Here is a 19,372-nt window from a genome sequence, read left to right on the forward strand (position 1 = left end):
TTATTTTTTAGTTGCGTCCATTAACCACACATAATCATTCATTTGTTCAAACTGAACGTCGAATCCAGCTTTTTCAAATGCTTGAGTCAAAACAGGAATCGTCGTGTAGTACTCGCGTTCCAAATCATCTGCCACGTTGTTAAAACCACGTGCACGTTCTTTTGTAATCTGTGCTTGTTTTGCTTCTTCTGATACAAAAACAGTGTCTGCAAAGACAATTTTCCCACCGAGCGGCAATATACTAGCATATGTGGCCAAAGCATTTTCTTTCTCTGTATCTTTTAAATGATGAAAAACATACGAGCTGACAAATGTATCAACTTTTTGTGGTCTCTCAAAGGCTAATAAGTCACCATCCACTATTTCTAATTTAGGAAAACGTTTAGCTGTTACTTTACGCATTGCTTCATTTGGTTCAATCCCGATGACAGAATGACCCGCATCTATTAATTTCGCCGTCAAGTTGCCAGTTCCTGTTCCAAATTCAACAATTGTGCCAAATGATTTATTGGCAACCGCTGAAAGAATCTCTTCATATTTATCAAATACATCACGGTATTCCGGATCTTTTCCAGAAACAGATGCATCATAAGAATGTACCCAGTCATCAAAAATATCTACGAATTCACGTCCCATTGTAAATTCTCCTTTTTATTCATATATTATTCCAATAAGTTTACTTGGTATTAGGTTAACAGACTTATTTATATCATAGTTTACCCGTTATTTCTACTCTCGAATCTCAAAAGACCCCTTTCAAATAATTCGAAAGGGGTCTTGATTTCATTAAAATTGTGCTTCCCATTCCTCACGTAAAATGCCCATGCGAATCGAGTCATAGTAGGTGCCATTGTAGTAACGAACCTTGCGAATACGGGCTTCCATTGTCATGCCAAGCTTTTCCCCGACACGGATCATTCGAAAATTTCCGGACCAGGTGGTAAAGCCTACACGTACAAGCGGCATCGTGTTAAAGAGATGATTGGTCCATTGTCTTAACGCTTCCGCACCGTAGCCCCCGCTCCAATATTTCGGCTTGAAAATAACGATTCCCATCTCAAGCCACAAAGAAGGTTCATGCTCCCAGTAATACGATACCATCCCAATCAGTTCACCGTTCACTTCGATTCCGTGCATAAACTCTCTATTGAGATAACGCTCTTTATCGGATAAAAATTGTTCAAACGTTTTTGGTGAATAAGGATAATAGGGTGCATCCCATTTTTTCCATTCAGGATGTTCTTCTTTTGCACTCATTTCCCAAAGACTACATAAATCTTCTTCATAAAAAGGTCGCAAGTGGACATGTGAACCTACATCAATCAAATCTTTTCACCTCATAAATACTTATCAAACCAACTTGTAATTTGTTCGAGTCGTGCATACCGTAAATTTGGATAGCCTGTTCTCGACAAGTTATGATCCGCATCCGGGAAACGCACGAAGCCTGTTTCTTTCTTCATTTGTTTTAAGGTAATGTAAAGTTGCTCTGCCTGTTCAATCGGACAACGGAAATCTTTTTCACTGTGTAAAATCAATAAGGGTGTTTCGATGTTCTTGGCATACTTCAGTGGAGAATGATTCCATAGTTTCTCAACATCCGTCATATCCGCTCCGATTTGCCATTCATTGAAATAATAGCCGATATCTGATACCCCAAAGAAACTTACCCAGTTGGAAATCGATCGTTGTGTAACCGCAGCTTTAAAACGATTTGTGTGACCGACGATCCAGTTTGTCATGAAACCACCGTAACTTCCGCCAGTAACCCCTAAACGACTTTCATCAATCCAGTCATTTTCAGCAAGTACCGAATCGAGTCCCTTCATGATGTCTTCATAGTCACCGCCGCCATAGTCACCGCGAACCGCATCGACGAATTGCTGACTGTAGCCATGACTGCCACGTGGATTCACATATAATACCCCGTATCCTTGTGCTGCTAAAAGCTGCAGCTCATGGAAAAACGTATTGGCATACATAGCATGCGGACCACCATGAATTTCAACAATTAATGGATATTTTTCACCTTGTACGTAGCCTGCCGGTTTCATTAACCAGCCATGCACGTTCCATCCTTCTGCACCTTCATAGACAATCGCCTCTGGTGAGACCAAATCAACTTCATTTTCAAATGTTTCATTAAAATGAGTTAGCGCCTGTCTTTCTCCAGTTGCAATCGTTTGTATATAAAGTTCGCCAATATGGGTTGGATTTGACAGTGTAATGAGGGCGAACTCTCCAGATTTCGCAACATCGTAGCCATATATATATTCATCCTCGCCTGTAGCCGGATACATTTCTCCTTCCAATGAAGCTGCATACAAGCGGACGTCACCCATTGTGGAAACTTGGAAATATAAATGGTTATCTTGCGTCCATACAACGCTCGGTGCATTTGCTCCTTGTTGGGTATCAGCAACGACATAATCTCCTACTGGAGCGTCCAAGCCTTCCGTCAGAATTTCACGGAAACCTGATTCGATGTCATATACGTAAAGGTCGGTATGTGTGGCGTTCTTGAACGACGCTTCGCTGCCAACAAACGCTAGTTTCGAATCATCAAATGAAAATGCGGCACCGCCGAAGTATCCTTCTTCTTCAATAACAACCGTTTCCTCCTTCGAGTTCACGTCTACCAAATACAACGATTGACGGAATTCGAAATCCTGGTTATCAGAGCGATTTACACTAAAGACCACTTTGGTGCCATCGTGTGAAACGGCCTGTAGAGAATAAAAATGGTTGCCATCCGTAAATTGGTTTACTTCCCCAGTTTCAATATCGATTGCACCGATATGTTTATAGCTGTCTTGCGGTAGCAATCCAACCCCGTCCATTTTGTACTTCATTTTATCTACTACATATGGTTCTGGCTTTTTCTTCTCCTCTTTATCCGGTTCATCGGTAAAGCTTTTCCCTTCTTTCAATGAAGCGGAAAACCAGATTTTCTTTCCACAAGGAGACCATACGAAACTGCTGACTCCTTTTTCGAATGAAGTCAATTTACGTGCTTCTCCACCTTTAGTGGACATTATGTATAGTTGATTTTTATCGTCCCGTGTCGATAAAAAAGCAAGTTTTGAGCCGTCCTTACAATATGTAGGGGATGATATTTTTTCTTTGCCATGTGTCCATTGAGTCAATTCTTTTGAATCCAATACTACATGCCATAAATTTGCTTGATATGTATTTTCTTTGTCATCAATTTTTGTATGGACAAAAACCGCTTCTTCTTGATTCGGTGCCAATGTAGGCTGAGTAACCGAAACCAATTGATTCAGATCGTCTATTGTTAATTTGCGTTTTGACATTTTATTTCCTCCCTAGGTGTCGTATAATACCTATTTCGACATCCGTAAGAGTTTTCCTTTAAATATGAACCATAATTTTCCCGTCGATTATTTGAAATTAATGCAGTATGTTTGTTATATGAAAATTGGAGGGTTTATTATGGGATGGATACTAGGTGGGATTGCATTGATTCTTATAGGCTTAATAGGTATATATTTTATGGTGTACAAATACAATCGTGATAAATTCGAATTGAATTATATTGACTCTCCTTCAACCGATAGCATCATCGTCTCAATTGTTCTCTTTATTGGTATACTCCTGATTGCTGTATTTTTTGAAAAGCTGCCGATTTGGATTGCACGGAGTATCCTGTTCCTCGTTTGCCTATTTCCCATTTTGATTGGGGTAATGGTTATTTTGGAAGAAATACAGTGAATACCTCCTCCTTATGTAGTTCAATTTATTCCTGTCCCATGATTGTATTTTCTGGAAAAGGGTAATAATGAAGAAACTACGAGCAGGAGGGTTTATTATGTGTGCACTCGAATTACCTAAATTCACAAAATCCTATTGGAGAAAAGAACATTCAAACAAAACATTTCCACCATTTGAATCTGATGTTTCAACAGAAGTGTGTATTATAGGAGCTGGTATTACCGGAGTGACTGCAGCATACTGCCTTGCTAAAGCAGGCGTAAAAGTAATCGTAATTGAAGGCAGCAAAATCGCCAGCGGGACTACAGGATTTACGACAGCGAAAATAACGGCACAGCATGGGATTATATATGATGAATTACTACAAACATTCGGTAAAACCACAGCACGTCAATATTTTGATGCCAATCAACAAGCACGTGAACAAATACAAAAGTGGGTAAACGAACTATCCATAGATTGTGATTTCGAAGAACGCCATGCAGTTCTATACGCACAAACCTCCAAAGGCGTTGACCAACTACATACGGAGAAAGCGGCTTATGACAAGCTTGGTATTCCTGGTGAATTATCGATATCGATGAATGAACTCCCTTTTCCGGTAAGCGAAACATTAACCTTGCCAAACCAAGCCCAATTTCACCCCGTAAAATATATTAATGGGTTAGTTAAAGCAGCTCAAACTCTTGGCGTGACATTTTATGAAAACACACGAGCAAGCTCGCTTAAACATAACGATGAAATCGTCATCGAAACGACGGACGGGAAGAAAATAACAGCCAAGCAAGTCCTTGTTACAAGTCATTTTCCATTCAACGATAAAAACGGTCTCTATTTTTCAAAATTATCCCCTCAACGATCCTATGCAGTGTGTGTCAGAGTACCTGATGAGCATATGAACGGGATGTATATCAACGTAGAAAAGCCAACACGTTCTATTCGAACTGTCAAAGGAGATAAAGGAGAAAGTTACGTAATTGTCGGAGGGGAAGGTCACAAAGCTGGGCAATACGAAGATCCAACACATGATGATTCTACAGTCGAACGCTATGAAACACTCGTTCAATTTGCCAAACAGCATTTCCCTGTCCAGTCCATTGATACTCATTGGTCTGCTCAAGATTTAGAAACACTCGACCGTGTGCCCTATATCGGCGAAATGACATCAGGCTTGCCTCATGTATTTGTAGCAACCGGATTTGCCAAATGGGGCATGACAAATGGGACGGCTGCAGGTCTTTTATTAGCCGATCTCGTACAAAATAAATTCAATGCCAATAAAGAATTATACTCGCCGACTCGATCAAAACTAAAACAACATGATACGAAAAACTTTGTAAAAGAAAATGCAAATGTCGCCAAAGAATTAGTTAAAGGAAAATTCACAAGACCTTCAGATACTCTTGAGAATTTGCAGGTAGACGAAGGACGTATTGTGATGATTGACCATCATAAGACTGGGGCGTATAAAGATGAACATGGGAAAATACATTTAGTTAAACCTACATGTACCCATTTAGGCTGTGATGTTCATTGGAATAATAGTGAACGGTCATGGGACTGTCCTTGCCATGGTTCACGCTTCTCCTATACAGGCGAGGTTTTGGAAGGTCCTGCGATTAAACCGTTGGAACGTAGATAAATAATGCTTTTAAAAGTCAATCCTTTGGCATAATAAGGATTGGCTTTTTTGCCGTGTAATCTGTAAGATGTAGTTTATTGTCATTGTTCCCTGTTCTAATACTTTAAAATGCTACATATTACTGATATTTTCTAAGAAGAACATTTTGAAAACAAATCATTTTCCGAAGTAAAATACTTTGTTACACCATTGGAGAAAAAATGAATCCTTTTAGCCCTAATACAACAGCACGTTTAAATATGTATATTTTAGTCTTGTGCATTGTTTGTGCGAGTTTTTTTATCTTCCCTACCTTTTTCACCACTCTTTATGAACCGCTGCAACCTAGTCATGCCGTCAATCATTTACTTTTCGAAATGATTTCTATCTTTATTGCCATGAGCATAGCAATCCATAGCTGGATTACTTATGGTGAAGCAAAAGTTCATTTTCCAATCTTACTTGCGGCTGCTTTCTTCTCCGTTGGCATTTTCGATACATTTCATGCTTTGACATTTTCCGGTATGCCCCTATTTTTCATTGAAAGCAGTTCCTTAACTTCAACTTGGTTTTGGATTCTCGCCAGATTAACAGAGAGCGCGATTCTAGCTCTGGTTTTTTTGACACCTACGATTTTTAAACGTTTAAATCGAAACATCACGTTTGCAATTGCGACGGTTTATACAATCATATTAATAGCCATCATCTTCGTTTTTCATCAGGACTTACCGTTACTTATTTTGGATGGCGCACCTACTTTATTTAAAAATTCATTAGAATTAATAACAGTCGTTTTACATCTTTTTGTAATTTTTCACTGTTTAAAATATGCAACTAAATTTAATAGTATTGTCATTCGTAATTTATACATCATTGGCGCTTTTTCTATGGTGTTATCATCTATCTTTTTTGTACGATATGAATCTGTAGATGCCTATCTAAATATGGCTGGACACTTATTTAAAATTATTGGGTATTCCATGTTTTTCATTGTGTTATTCACAGTCAGTGTAAAAGCCCCTTTTCGAAACATCACTCGCTTACATGACCGCAACCGGATGATGTTTAACATGCTTGAACTAGGGATCATAGAAACAGACTCAAAAGGAGAAATCCAATACGTAAATATGTCTGCAAAAGATTTATTACAGCTCCCAGCCAACTCAACAGAGATATTGCTGATGAGTCAGTTTGAAAGTAAAGCAACCATCGGAGAAATATACGAAGAAATCACAACCTATACAGGTGAAAAAATCCCTGTAGAAATTGATCGCTTCCCATTAATTGAAAACAGAAAGATTGTGGGTTACTTCTATACCTTAGACGACTTACGTGAAGCTATTGAAAATGAACGTTTAGCAAAAGAGAAATCAGTCACCGATTTTGAAATTGAAACAGCTGCTGCCGTGCAAAAAGATTTCTATTCCGAAATCTCTTCGGGGGATCAAATTGGATTTGTATCGTACCCTTTCAAACGATTAAATGGGGATTTCTATAACATCCTGAAACAAGGAAGTAAAACAATGGTGACGATTGCTGATATCAGCGGGAAAGGTATTCCAGCTGCCATTCAAACATCTTTGATGATTGGAGCCATTGAGCACGTGAACTTGCACCAAGAGAAACCGGATCAATTTGTGCAGTTTATCAATCGTATGTTTTCAAAATATAGCAAATCTGAACACTTCATGACCTTGTATACCATGATTTATGATGAAGAAACACGCATGCTTCAATATTGCTCAGCTGGCCATGAACCTTCTCTGCTATACACTAAAGGAACAAATACATTCAATTTCTTAGAAACAAAAGGAGCAGCAATTGGCTTTTTTAAAGAAGCTTTATATGAAACAAAAACAATTCAGCTTTCAAAAGATGATATTGTCGTTCTTTATACGGATGGTTTAATTGAAGATCGCGGTAATCTTGAAGGTGATTTATTCGAGGATATGATGGACGCCATTCGCCAGTCAGACTTGACCTTATCTGCGGATACTTTATCTAAACATCTTATTACGGAAGTTGAGAAAAAACGTCAAGGACTTATCCACGATGATCGGACAGTTATTGTATTAAAAACATAAAATAATCCACACTAGCAAGTAGCTCATTTTCTGAGTTACTTGCTTTTTTAAGTTCACGTAAAGATTTTTTAATGTTTTGAATTTTTATACCCGGGTAAACTTTGAAGTATTGAACACAATTAGAGGAGGATGGTATATGAAGGCAGTTACATTTCAAGGAACGAAAGATATCAAAGTTAAAGAAGTCGAAGATCCGAAACTTCAAAAACGAGATGATATTATTGTTCGAATTACCTCTGCAGCCATTTGTGGATCAGACTTACACATTTATCAAGGCGCTCTTCCCGCTCGAAAAGATTACATAATTGGTCATGAGCCTATGGGAATTGTTGAAGAAGTGGGGCCGGAAGTAACAAAAGTTAAAAAAGGAGATCGTGTAGTATTGCCGTTCAATATATCTTGCGGTGAATGTTATTACTGCAATCACGAGATGGAAAGTCAATGCGATAATTCCAACGATAATCCAAAAGTCGACACTGGGGGCTACTTCGGCTTCACTGAGAGATACGGAGATTATTCCGGAGGTCAAGCAGAATTTCTGCGTGTACCTTATGGAAATTTCATGCCGTTTGTTATTCCCGAATCATGTGAATTAGAAGATGAGTCCCTTCTCTTTATGTCTGACGTATTACCGACAGCTTATTGGAGTGTTGAAAACTCCGGAATGAAAGCTGGAGATACGGTAGCCGTTTTGGGGTCAGGTCAAATTGGTTTAATGGCCCAAAAATTCGCTTGGATGAAAGGCGCGAAACGTGTAATCGCCGTCGATCACCTGCCGTATCGTTTAAAACATGCAGTGAAAATGAACAATGTGGAAGTATTCAACTTTGATGAATACGATGATATGGGTAGCCATATCAAAGAAATCACGAACGGTGGCGTCGATGTAGTAATCGATTGCGTAGGTATGGATGGGAAAATGTCCGCAGTTGAAAAAGTCGAGCAAAAACTGAAATTGCAAGGCGGAACCTTGAGTGCGATTGACATTGGCTTAAATGCCGTGCGTAAATTTGGGACGATTCAACTGACAGGTGTATATGGTTCAAAATACAATATGTTCCCACTTGGGAATATTTTCGAACGCAATGTAACATTAAAAATGGGTCAAGCGCCTGTCATCCACTACATGCCATTACTGTTTGATAAAATTACAAAAGGCGAATTCGATCCAACGGAAATCGTGACACATAAAGTCCCACTCGATAAAGCAAGTGAAGCATACCAACTCTTTAACGATCATGAAGATGAAAGCATCAAGTTTGTCTTAAAGCCATAAAGAAAATCCCTTTAGCTGTTTTTATGCTAAAGGGATTTTTTGATTTAAAATCTGAATACTTCCGGGTTTATATGCTTCTTCAAAACAATTACGCCTTCACCTAGAATGGGGAGTAGACTCGAAATGGAATATATCATGAGTAAAGCAAAAAAAGTGAAAGCGATTAAATGGATGGGCTTCGTAAATTTATTTCTGTTTTGGAATAGCAATATTCCTAATGCAACTTGTATAGACACTAATAATACATTCTTCATTTCCTTCCCCCTTCCGTATCTTACGATTCTTTCGTTTTATTTTTATACTTCTAGTGTACATGAAAAAAACGTCGAAAAATGTCGAAAATGTTGGGAAAGTTTTCACATTCAGGGCATATATATATCAATTTTATGAAATAAATTTCTTGATTAAACTTTTGTTTAAAGTTTAATCAACGTATAGTAGGATAAAGATTAATTATTACAGATGTAAAATGTATGTTAACGAGGAGATATCGACCATGAATAACTTTGGACACGTCATCAAACTGGAGAGAATCAGAAGGAACATGAAGCAAATCACTTTAGCACAAGGTATTTGCACCCCTTCCTATCTCAGTAAAATTGAAAACAATTCCATCGTACCCAGTCAAGAAGTGGTCAATTTACTATTAAATCGACTTGAACTCGCAATCAATCAAAACAAAAGTTTAGATGATGAAAGTTACCTGAAGCATGTTCGTGAGATCTATTTCAATGCCATCATGAATAAGGATCGCGAACACACAGCTAAAGCACTTAAAGAAATCAATAATGAAAGATACCTTTTCAAGGATTCTTCAAACTTTTATACATACCAGCTCATGGTCCTTAGGTTAACTTTAATTGTGCAAGATGTTCGAAATGACACAAGTGAACTGATAATGGCGTTATCCGAGCTATCCAGTAATTTTGATGACTACCAGATGTTTTTGTTTAATTCCAATGTCGGTAGCTACTATTCATTTTTGATGGATTACAATTTAACACTTCAATCGTACGAAAAGGCAATTTACTATTATAAGAAAATCAATATTGAAAAATGGGAAGAAGCCGATTTCAATTACCTTTTAGGCCATTGTTATCTAACTCAACAGAGATGGGTCTTTTCAATAGAATATATTCAAAAATCACTAGAGTTTTTCAAAAGTGGATTTTTTAACACACGTGTAATTGAATCCTATTTAATTTTGGCTATTGCTCAAGAATTTTCATTTCAATATGAAGAAGCATATGAAAATCTATTAATCGCACAAAAGATTGCATCTCAAATGAATCTCACCGAACACTTCCCTATAATTACTCAGAATTTAGGTAACTCTGCGTCAAGAAGAGGTTTGCCTGATGAGGCAATTAAATACTATCTTGAAAGCCTGGATGCTCGAAATGACAATGAAGAAAAATTGTTACCTATTTATTCTCTTGTAAAAGAATTTTCCAAATTAAAAAAATCCGATGAAGTGATTAAATGGTGTAAGGCAGGATTAGCTTTAATCGATAAGAGTCAGAATATAAGTCAGCAAACATTCGCACACCATTTAAATGTTTACTTAGCGAGAGAAACTGATCCTACAAATTTCGATAAGGTCGCTATCGAAGCATATAATTTCTTTCAAGAACTTAAAGACTACCGTCATGCTCATAAATACGCTCAATTAGTAGGCAATTTCTATTATGAAAATAATAAATATAAAAATGCTGCGAAATATTTCGTATTATCTAATGCAAGTATGTACAAGAAAAATAATATGAAGCATTGGGAAGAATTATAGAAATTCAAAATCAAAAAGCCTGTAACTATTTCCCGAGGTCGGGGGAAATAGTTACAGGCTTTTTTCTATATGTCAGAGACACTGGCGGCAGTGCCTTTGAACGCAATTATTAGCTGGCTGTTGTATAAACTAAACAACCTTGTTCGTAATCAATGTAGTAACTGTTTATTTTATGAGAAGACGAAACCGAGTCAGTAACCATCTGCTTATTAGCCACACGCTTGTTTACTTTTGAAATATTAAATCCTTCTTCTTGAATATCTACTAATAAAACGTCGCCAACTTTCATATCATGCGTTAAATCATCTGTTGGAACGACCAATACATTTGTCTCGTTAGGAAATTCCAAAAGAACTGCTAAATCATCTTCAAATCGATCCAATTTATACATTCTTCCTGTAAACATACTGACCAGCTCCTTTTAAATGATGGTTTCGCTTGAAAATTGCTAAATATTCGTAATAAACGTAGAATTTGAAGTAATACTAATAGATTTACTAGTTACAATATAATCATAATTCGTTAAGATAGAATAAGAAAGAAAAACAGGTTGGGAAACTTTTTTCCAAAACACGCGTTTTTTTATAGGTATTTAAGTTTTGTTTCCCAACAGTATATAGTAGATATTACTCAATGACTCTAGTAGTATAAAAGGTGGATATATGAATAATATCGGATTGCTCATCAAAATGTCTCGCATACAACAGAATATGAAACAAGTTACATTAGCAAGAGGAATCTGTTCAACGTCCTATTTGAGTAAGATTGAAAATAACCAGACCATCCCAAGCGAAGATGTGTTGCAGCTTTTATTGGAAAGATTAAATCTGGATTATGAAGATCTCTCAACTGAGCAGGAGATGGAATTTTTATCAGAGCTATACTCTCATTATAAAGTTGCAATCCTTGAGAGAAACAAAGAAGAGATAACTCGAAATCTCCAGTCATATACTGATAAGAACTTCCTTTTTAAGGATGAAAAAAACTTTTATACTTATAATCTTTATTTGTTGAGGCTTTATTTGATTACTGTTCCATCGGGTAATATTTGTATCAGTCTTATTTCTGCACTAACCCAAATGGAAGATAATTTTGATGTACGTCAGAAATTTATTTTCCATTTAAATATTGGGATTTTCCAGTTTATTCAAAGGGACTTTAAGAAAGCAATTCTTTCTTTTGAAATTTCATTACATTTACTAGCTACGTTTCCAATGGAAGATTGGGAGCTAGCGGATTTCTACAACGCTCTGAGTTTGAGCTATCTATCTGAGGACCATATATTAAATGCCATTGAGTTTGCTACAAAATCCCTAACACTTTATAAAGATAATTTGTTATTTGCTCGTGCATTCGATTGTTATATTGTAATCGGCATAGCTTATAAACGTAATTTGAATTTTAAGAATGCAGAAGAAAATTTTCTGCTTGCAAGAAAAATTGCAACTAATTTCAAGTTAACTAAGTATAATGAAATAATCTATCACAACTTAGGTTCATTATATGCAATTCAGGGTAATTCAAATAAAGCAATTGATTATTTTGAAGAAAGCCTTAAATATTCTTCTAATGCAGAGAATACGCTTTTAACCATTTATTCCATTTCCAAGGAATATTCAAAGCAAAATGATAAAATTATGGTTAATCAATGGGCAGATAAAGGATTAGACTATATTTCAACCCTTGATCAATCAGAGTACATGTCTTATTATTACCACTTCCATATTTTCAAACTTAATCAGCAACAGGATATGGAATTTGAAAACATATTATTAAGTGCCATTGAATATTTTGAGGGTAAAGAAGATTTTCATTACGTCCATAAATACTCGATTTTGTTAGGTAATAAATATTCAGAAATTAGAAAATATAAAAATTCTGCTCTTTCTTTACAAAAAGCCATAAGCTTTTTATATAAAATAAAATCTATTAATTACTGGGAGGATTTATAATGAAAAACAAATTATTTACTTTAATTTTAGTAGCCGGTTTCTTGGTAAGTTTTGCACAACCATCTCAAACGCACGCGAAAGACATGCTACCTGAAATCACCAACATTAAACCAATTAATGGAACATACGTTGCATTAAACAACTAACAAAAAAGCAGAGACTACTGGAATATTTACTCCAGGCAGTTTCTGCTTTTTTACTTGATTTGTTTTTTTGATACCCCTTCTGATAAAGAGTTTTTCAATTGGTTGAGTTGATCTTTCCGACTTTTCATGGACATGAACATATAAATTAAGAGGCCAATGATGAGCAATGGAATGATGAAAACAATGATAGCGAAAAATAAATCACCCATGGTAACTGTTGCCCCCCTTCTTTGAAATTCTACTTATATCTAGAATACGCCATATCTCATTTTTTGTTTCAATTAATCATAATTTATTTTTATATTACTAAATTTTAAAAGCCGCTCCTTTTAATATGGAGTGGCTTTCGTTTTGTTATCTACTAGAGAATATTGTACAACTTGCAAGAATGCTTGAATGTCTTCGACGGTTGTCTGGTAGTTAAAAGAAATTCTAACGAACCTTCTAGCCATATCAGTCTCGTAACCAATTGCACTCATTGCTGATACTGCTTCTCCAAAGCCGATCTTACAAGCCGTTCCGGTGGAGATGGCTATTTGCCGACGATTGCATTCGAGCATTAACCATTGCCCTTCTACGTGTGCCAAAATTAATCCCTGTATATAAGGAGACTTTGTTTCTGTGTTTCCTACTAATTGGACCCCTTCTGGTAAATGGTTTAATAGGAAATCTTGTATTTCATTTGCCCGTAAGAAGGCATCTTCCTGTTCCGCCAATGCATATTTTGCCGCAATCGTCGCAGCCACGATAGCTGGAACATCGACTGTACCTGCACGAAATCCATTCTGATGAGTTGTGCCTTCATAAACTGATTCCCAGTGAACGGAAGGGTCTATATAAACGATACCAACCCCTTTAGGTCCTCCAATTTTATGTGCCGAACAAACTGCCGATGTTACGTTTAAAGAACGAACATCCACTGGTATTTTCCCAAATCCTTGTACAATATCACAATGAATCGGCACCCTGTATTTCTTCGAATAAGCAGCACATTCAGCTACAGGTTGAATGGCACCCATTTCTGAATTTACAAGTTGCATAATAACTAAAGCAGTTCTATGGCTCACGGCTAGCTCAAATGCCTGCATATCTATAACGCCATATTTATCTACCGGCATGTAATGAATTTGATAGCCTTCTTTTTCTAACTCATTCAGAGTTGTTAATACGGAGGCGTGCTCTAGTTTGGTTGTGACGATATCCTTATATTCAGGTGGTCTTCCTCTTAATAGCGACCGTATTGTCAATTGATTTCCTTCTGAAGCATTTGCAGTGAAGAAAACCCCATCTGCTCGTCCATTCAAGAATTGCCCCCACATTTGCTTACAGGATGCTAAATAGTCGGCAGCGGTTGAACCTGCATCATGTAGACTTTGAGTATTTCCAAAAGCTTTTGTTGCCGCATCTACATAAGCGGTTATGGCTTCTTTTCTCATCGGTGATGTGGCAGCTGTATCTAAGTAAATCATCATAACTCCCCCATTTTCCTTCCAAAAACGAATTTCTTCTTGTAATCACTGTATCTTTATGTCATTAATAGTGTCAAGACAGCTGTAAACTTTTCGTAAAGTTGGTGTAAAGAATGTTTGATATTTGTATCATCGGTGGTGGTGTCGCTGGGTTAATGCTCGCTCATTCTCTCCCCGCTTCCATGTCCATTGCTATCCTCACAAAAGAAGATCCATTCACCAGTAATACTGCACTTGCTCAAGGCGGAATTGCAGCATCACTCGCTCCTTATGATTCCCCTTCGACACATGCCATCGATACAATGCTTGCCACGGCAGAACATGCTCACAATGAGCGTGTAGAGCTTTTGGTTACAGAGGGGAAAATGCTCATCGAAAAGTTGATGTCACAAGGACTTCCTTTTGATGCGAACTCGCATGGTTTACCCGAACTTGGTCAAGAAGCCGCACACACACAACGGAGAATTTTACATGCAGGTGGAGATCAAACTGGCAAAATGTTGATGAATTATTTGCTTAAACAAACCCAAGAAAAAGTAACCCGCCTCCCTTTTCACGCCGTTTTGAAATTACAAATGGAGGACGGGAGATGCACCGGAGCTTTAGTTAGTGATCAACATGGTCAAAGACATCTCATTAAAGCCAATCATGTTGTTCTTGCAACGGGTGGGATCGGCCAACTTTACAGTCAGACTTCCAATTCACCTATAGCAACCGGTGATGGATTGTCGCTCGCCTACCACGCAGGAGCTATTTTGGAAGACTTAGAATTTGTTCAGTTTCATCCCACCATTTTTACGTTGAACGGAAAGTCGTGTGGGCTTATTTCTGAAGCCGTCCGAGGTGAAGGTGCATTCCTCGTCAATCAGGACGGAATTCGTGTGATGAAAGACATACATCCATTAATGGAGTTAGCACCAAGGGATATAGTGGCACGCGTCATTGAATGGCACTGGCAAAAAAATGATCCGATCTATTTGGATGCTCGTCATATTCATCGTTTCGAAATGAAATTCCCATCCATTTACGCCAATTGCATGAAACATGGCGTAAATCCACTTCATGAGTTAATGCCTGTGCGTCCAGGTGCCCACTTTCATATGGGAGGTGTACAAACGAATGATATTGGGGAAACATCCATTCCGCAACTGTATGCAATTGGTGAAGTAGCTTCCACTGGTGTTCATGGAGCAAATCGCTTAGCCAGTAATTCGTTACTTGAAGGTCTTGTTTTTGCGGAACGACTGGCTATGAGACTGGAAGAAAACGTGATTCAGTCAGGAACTCCACTTGATAAAGAACTAGATTCATCATTCGTTCAATTCTCATCAGCCCATATGCAACGACGAATGACTGAACACATAGGCATCATTCGAACTGGAGCCGGTTTATCTGATTTCATTCATGAATTCCCTCTTTATCCGAGAAATCTTGAAGAATATTCATTTGAAGTCATACAACAAATTCACCGTTATACAGCTAGTAGTTTAATTGCTCATTCAGCATTCCTTCGTACAGAAAGTCGGGGCGGACATTATCGTCAAGACCACCCGGCAGTTACTGAGGAATGGACAGGAAAAATTATTGAACAATCCATATATGGGACTTCAATCAGTACGCGTAAAATTGAACGTAAGGAGACAGTAAAATGAATCGATTGAAAGTAGAAGAAGCATTAAAACATTTCTTGATTGAAGATATAGGAGATCGTGACGTATCAGCTGTTCTTTTCCAAGACTCGGACATCGGAGAAGCAATTGTACGCTTTAAAGAAGATGGCGTAGTTGCAGGTCTTCAATGCTTTAAATGGGGCTACGGCCTATTGGATGATGCAGTTGACGTGGAACTTTTAAAAGTGGATGGAGATCACGTGAAAGCTGGTGAAGCCATTGTTCACATAAAAGGTCCAGTAGCTTCTCTACTTTCAGGAGAACGTGTGCTATTAAACTTAGTTCAGCGAATGAGTGCCATTGCAACTTTGACAGCTAAATGTGTTGATGAGTTAGGATCATTGCATACACGCATTGTAGATACACGTAAAACGACACCTGGGCTTAGAATGTTTGAGAAGTATGCAGTCCGCATCGGTGGGGGCTTCAATCATCGGATTGGTCTCTATGATGCGGTTATGTTAAAAGACAACCATATAGCGGCTGCCGGTTCGATTACACAAGCTGTGGAAAAAGTCCGTGCTTCCCTAGGTCATATGGTCATGATAGAAGTCGAAGTAGAAACGGAAGGTCAATTGCTTGAAGCAATTGAAGCAAAACCACATGTCATCATGTTTGATAACCAAACACCTGAGACGATGACAAGATGGGCGAAACTTGTCCCATCTTCCATTCGCACAGAAGCTTCTGGCGGCATAGATTTAGCTAAACTAGCAGCATACCGTCACACTGGGGTCGATGTCATTTCTATTGGTGCATTGACACATAGTGTTTCAAATATCGATATTAGTATGAATTTATCCGTTTCCAGCAAGGAGGCCATTTTCGCATGACATCATTATTGGAAGAATTACAGATGACTGATACAATTCCTGCCCATTATTTGAACACCCCTTCGAATGAACTGCATGAACGTGCTCAGCAAGCGAAGAAGCTACTGGGTGAACGTTTGTATATTCTAGGGCACCATTACCAAAAGGATGAAGTCATTGCCTTTGCAGACGTGACTGGCGACTCGCTACAGTTATCGCAAATCGCTGCAAAACAGACGGCGGATTATATTATCTTTTGCGGAGTTCACTTCATGGCTGAAACAGCGGATATCTTAACTACGCCAAATCAAGCGGTGATTCTGCCTGATTTGAGAGCCGGTTGTTCCATGGCGGATATGGCCAACATTGATCAAACCGAACGTGCTTGGATTGAATTGCAAAACTACTTTGGCGATACCATTATCCCGTTGACGTATGTCAACTCTACAGCTGCTATTAAAGCATTTGTAGGTCGCAATGGAGGGGCAACGGTGACCTCTTCCAATGCAGAAGAAATGGTAGCATGGGCACTTTCTCAAAAAGAGAGAATGCTGTTTTTGCCTGATCAACATTTAGGACGTAACACCGCTGTGAAACTGGGGATTCCTTTGGAAACGATGGCGATTTGGGATCCAATCAAACACAAGCTGGAATTGCAATGTGCATTGGAAGACGTACGGGTAATTTTGTGGAAAGGACATTGCTCTGTGCATATGAATTTCTTGCCTAAGCACGTTGCAACTTTGCGTGAAAAAGAACCGGATCGTAAAATTTTAGTTCATCCTGAGTGTACGTATGAAGTGGTTGCCGCTTCTGATTATGCCGGTTCCACAAAATACATTATTGATATGATTGCAGCATCGGAAGTCGGGTCGAAGTGGGCTATTGGAACGGAAATGAACTTAGTTAACCGTTTAATCGCTACCTACCCTGATCGTGATATTGTGTCCTTGAATCCGTTTATGTGTCCTTGTTTGACAATGAACCGCATTGACTTACCTCATTTAACGTGGGCTTTAGAGGAACTTGTGGAAGGTCGAATCATCAATCAAATTTCCGTTGATGAAAAGACAGCTGAAGAAGCCATCATGGCTTTGGAGAAAATGCTTTAGGAATAAAAAACATAAAAGGGAACTCCAGTTTATTGGAAGTTCCCTTTTCTATTTGCCGATCTATAATTATTTAGCAAGTGCTTGATCTTTTAATGAGCGACGCAAAATTTTTCCTGTCGTGTTTTTAGGCAGTTCTGTCAGGAACTCGAAGCTGCGTGGGATTTTATATTTCGCTAGATGTTCCCCGCAATAGTTAGATAATGCTTCCGTGTCGAGACCTTCATCTTTAACTACTACATAGGCATGTACTGTTTCTCCAAAGTTGGCATCTGGTAAACCAATGACGGCAGCCTCTACAACACTTGGATGAGCGAATAGTACTTCTTCCACTTCACGTGGGTACACATTGAAGCCACCAACAATGACTAAATCTTTCTTGCGGTCCACGATATAGAAATAACCTTCTTCATCGATTCTCGCTAAATCACCTGTGTACAACCAGCCGTCGCGAATGGTAGCGGCAGTCTCTTCTGGCATTTTGTAATAGCCTTTCATCACGTTAGGTCCACGGACAATCAGCTCCCCTACTTCCCCAACTTCAACATCTTCGCCCAGCTCGTTCACTACACGATTCTCCACGTTGCTAATTGAAGTTCCGATTGAGCCTGCTTTACGATCTCGATCCAATGGATTGAAGCATGTAACAGGTGACGCCTCAGACAACCCATACCCTTCCGAAATACGGACATTGAACTTCTCTTCAAAGTTATGCAGCAAGGCAACCGGAAGCGAAGAGCCTCCTGAAATCGCCAGACGGATCGTCGAGAAGTCTTCGACATTTGCCTGCGGATATTGATAAAGGAAATTATACATCGTTGGAACCCCTGCAAAGACAGTAGCTTGCTGTTCCTTTGCCATTTCAAAAACGTCTTGCGGGCTGAAACGTGGAACAAGTAAAATCGTTGCTCCTTTTAATAGAGGGGCATTCACGACAACGGTCAGTGCAAACACATGGAATACTGGTAACGTCGCAAGTACTTTATCAGATGCAGTAAAGCCCAAATAGTCTGCTGTATCCCGTGCATTTGAGAATAAGTTACCGTGCGTCAACATCGCCCCTTTAGGACGTCCAGTTGTTCCTGAAGTATATAAAATTACAGCATTGTCATCCAGGCAAATTTCAACAGGTAAAACGTCTGGTGAAGCAGCCATAACCATCTGTGTAAACGATTTCACTTTTTCACGTAAGCCTTCAGGTAGAGCTGCCAACTTTTCTCCTGTATCTGAAGATGTTTCGCAAATTACATATGTATGAACGGATGGAAACGCACCTGCTGCCTTTTCAACAAGTGGCAAAAGCATATCAAGTGCAATGACTGCTTTTGCGTCACTATTTTGAAGGATGTAGGAAATCTCATCTGGCGTATAGATTGGATTAATCGGAATCGCTGTTGCTCCCAAACGCATCGTTGCATAAAGAGAAATCAAGAAATGTGGTGTATTACCAAGTAAAAATGCGACATGGTCCCCTTTTCCCACACCCTGTTCACGTAAAGCTGAAGCAAAACGAGCAACCGTTTGATCGAATTCTGCATATGACGTATCTTTCCCCATAAAATGATAAGCCGTTTTAGATGGTTGTTGTAAAGCCGTTTCACGAACGCGAGCTACTAAATTCATCTGACAGTCCCCTTTGTATTGAATGAATACTCATTCATTATTCAATATCTTCATTATATAAGAAATGTTCAGTCAATACAATAAGCACCGTG

At 38.5% G+C, this 19,372-nt stretch carries 18 protein-coding genes; 10 read left to right on the forward strand and 8 right to left on the reverse strand.

Annotated elements, in window-relative coordinates; genetic code table 11:
- From ACQKEV_RS12375 to ACQKEV_RS12385, 3 genes are all read right to left on the reverse strand, one after another.
- The gene (locus tag ACQKEV_RS12375) at positions 1 to 636 is read right to left on the reverse strand and encodes a class I SAM-dependent methyltransferase (RefSeq protein WP_427446508.1); all 636 of its coding nucleotides are present in this window, start codon (positions 634 to 636) and stop codon (positions 1 to 3) included.
- 150 nt (positions 637 to 786) lie between these two features.
- Positions 787 to 1,257: a GNAT family N-acetyltransferase gene (locus tag ACQKEV_RS12380; protein ID WP_427446668.1), complete on the reverse strand. Its 471-nt coding sequence runs from the start codon at positions 1,255 to 1,257 to the stop codon at positions 787 to 789.
- 80 nt (positions 1,258 to 1,337) lie between these two features.
- Entirely contained in the window at positions 1,338 to 3,314 is a 1,977-nt protein-coding gene (locus ACQKEV_RS12385) for a S9 family peptidase (RefSeq protein ID WP_427446510.1), read from the reverse strand.
- A 139-nt stretch (positions 3,315 to 3,453) separates the two neighbouring features.
- Here ACQKEV_RS12385 and ACQKEV_RS12390 point away from each other — a divergent pair, with 139 nt between their 5' ends.
- From ACQKEV_RS12390 to ACQKEV_RS12405, 4 genes are all read left to right on the forward strand, one after another.
- Positions 3,454 to 3,732, forward strand: coding sequence for a hypothetical protein (locus tag ACQKEV_RS12390; RefSeq protein WP_427446512.1), 279 nt, complete (start codon positions 3,454 to 3,456; stop codon positions 3,730 to 3,732).
- Positions 3,733 to 3,829: 97 nt separating this feature from the next.
- Positions 3,830 to 5,374, forward strand: coding sequence for an FAD-dependent oxidoreductase (locus ACQKEV_RS12395; RefSeq protein ID WP_427457906.1), 1,545 nt, complete (start codon positions 3,830 to 3,832; stop codon positions 5,372 to 5,374).
- A gap of 200 nt (positions 5,375 to 5,574) precedes the next feature.
- Complete coding sequence (locus tag ACQKEV_RS12400; RefSeq protein WP_427457909.1) at positions 5,575 to 7,437, forward strand: SpoIIE family protein phosphatase; 1,863 nt, start codon at positions 5,575 to 5,577, stop codon at positions 7,435 to 7,437.
- 136 nt (positions 7,438 to 7,573) lie between these two features.
- Positions 7,574 to 8,713, forward strand: a complete 1,140-nt coding sequence (locus ACQKEV_RS12405) for a zinc-dependent alcohol dehydrogenase (protein WP_427446518.1) — start codon at positions 7,574 to 7,576, stop codon at positions 8,711 to 8,713.
- A 44-nt stretch (positions 8,714 to 8,757) separates the two neighbouring features.
- Here ACQKEV_RS12405 and ACQKEV_RS12410 read toward each other — a convergent pair whose 3' ends face one another.
- Positions 8,758 to 8,967, reverse strand: coding sequence for a hypothetical protein (locus ACQKEV_RS12410; RefSeq protein ID WP_427446520.1), 210 nt, complete (start codon positions 8,965 to 8,967; stop codon positions 8,758 to 8,760).
- 242 nt (positions 8,968 to 9,209) lie between these two features.
- Between ACQKEV_RS12410 and ACQKEV_RS12415 the strand changes: the two genes are divergently transcribed.
- Positions 9,210 to 10,499 carry a helix-turn-helix domain-containing protein gene (locus ACQKEV_RS12415; RefSeq protein ID WP_427446522.1) on the forward strand — a complete coding sequence of 430 codons (1,290 nt, stop codon included), beginning with the start codon at positions 9,210 to 9,212 and terminating at the stop codon, positions 10,497 to 10,499.
- A 109-nt stretch (positions 10,500 to 10,608) separates the two neighbouring features.
- Here ACQKEV_RS12415 and ACQKEV_RS12420 read toward each other — a convergent pair whose 3' ends face one another.
- Positions 10,609 to 10,905 (reverse strand): DUF3006 domain-containing protein, encoded by a 297-nt coding sequence (locus ACQKEV_RS12420; protein WP_427446524.1) that lies wholly within the window; start codon positions 10,903 to 10,905, stop codon positions 10,609 to 10,611.
- Between the two features lie 256 nt (positions 10,906 to 11,161).
- On the opposite strand from ACQKEV_RS12420, the gene ACQKEV_RS12425 reads away from it, so the two are divergent.
- Both ACQKEV_RS12425 and ACQKEV_RS12430 read left to right on the forward strand, forming a co-directional pair.
- Complete coding sequence (locus ACQKEV_RS12425; protein ID WP_427457912.1) at positions 11,162 to 12,451, forward strand: helix-turn-helix domain-containing protein; 1,290 nt, start codon at positions 11,162 to 11,164, stop codon at positions 12,449 to 12,451.
- The gene (locus ACQKEV_RS12430; protein ID WP_427446526.1) at positions 12,451 to 12,597 is read left to right on the forward strand and encodes a hypothetical protein; all 147 of its coding nucleotides are present in this window, start codon (positions 12,451 to 12,453) and stop codon (positions 12,595 to 12,597) included. The genes ACQKEV_RS12425 and ACQKEV_RS12430 overlap by 1 nt, the downstream gene beginning before the upstream one ends.
- 50 nt (positions 12,598 to 12,647) lie before the next feature.
- On the opposite strand, the gene ACQKEV_RS12435 is transcribed toward ACQKEV_RS12430, so the two are convergent.
- Complete coding sequence (locus tag ACQKEV_RS12435) at positions 12,648 to 12,806, reverse strand: hypothetical protein (RefSeq protein ID WP_427446528.1); 159 nt, start codon at positions 12,804 to 12,806, stop codon at positions 12,648 to 12,650.
- A 120-nt stretch (positions 12,807 to 12,926) separates the two neighbouring features.
- Positions 12,927 to 14,066, reverse strand: a complete 1,140-nt coding sequence (locus ACQKEV_RS12440) for an IscS subfamily cysteine desulfurase (protein ID WP_427446530.1) — start codon at positions 14,064 to 14,066, stop codon at positions 12,927 to 12,929.
- A 113-nt stretch (positions 14,067 to 14,179) separates the two neighbouring features.
- Between ACQKEV_RS12440 and nadB the strand changes: the two genes are divergently transcribed.
- From nadB to nadA, 3 genes are read left to right on the forward strand one after another with little or no spacing between them, the layout of a single operon-like run.
- Positions 14,180 to 15,718, forward strand: coding sequence for an L-aspartate oxidase (nadB, locus tag ACQKEV_RS12445; protein WP_427446532.1), 1,539 nt, complete (start codon positions 14,180 to 14,182; stop codon positions 15,716 to 15,718).
- Complete coding sequence (nadC, locus tag ACQKEV_RS12450) at positions 15,715 to 16,569, forward strand: carboxylating nicotinate-nucleotide diphosphorylase (RefSeq protein WP_427446534.1); 855 nt, start codon at positions 15,715 to 15,717, stop codon at positions 16,567 to 16,569. The genes nadB and nadC overlap by 4 nt, the downstream gene beginning before the upstream one ends.
- Positions 16,566 to 17,660, forward strand: a complete 1,095-nt coding sequence (gene nadA, locus ACQKEV_RS12455) for a quinolinate synthase NadA (protein WP_427446536.1) — start codon at positions 16,566 to 16,568, stop codon at positions 17,658 to 17,660. Before nadC ends, nadA begins: the two co-directional genes overlap by 4 nt.
- A gap of 66 nt (positions 17,661 to 17,726) precedes the next feature.
- On the opposite strand, the gene ACQKEV_RS12460 is transcribed toward nadA, so the two are convergent.
- A complete protein-coding gene (locus ACQKEV_RS12460) occupies positions 17,727 to 19,280 on the reverse strand; it encodes a fatty acid--CoA ligase family protein (protein WP_427446538.1) in 1,554 nt (517 codons plus the stop codon).
- Between the last annotated feature and the right edge of the window lie 92 nt (positions 19,281 to 19,372).

The organism is Paenisporosarcina sp. NPDC076907, from assembly GCF_050269735.1.
Lineage (GTDB): Bacteria > Bacillota > Bacilli > Bacillales_A > Planococcaceae > Paenisporosarcina.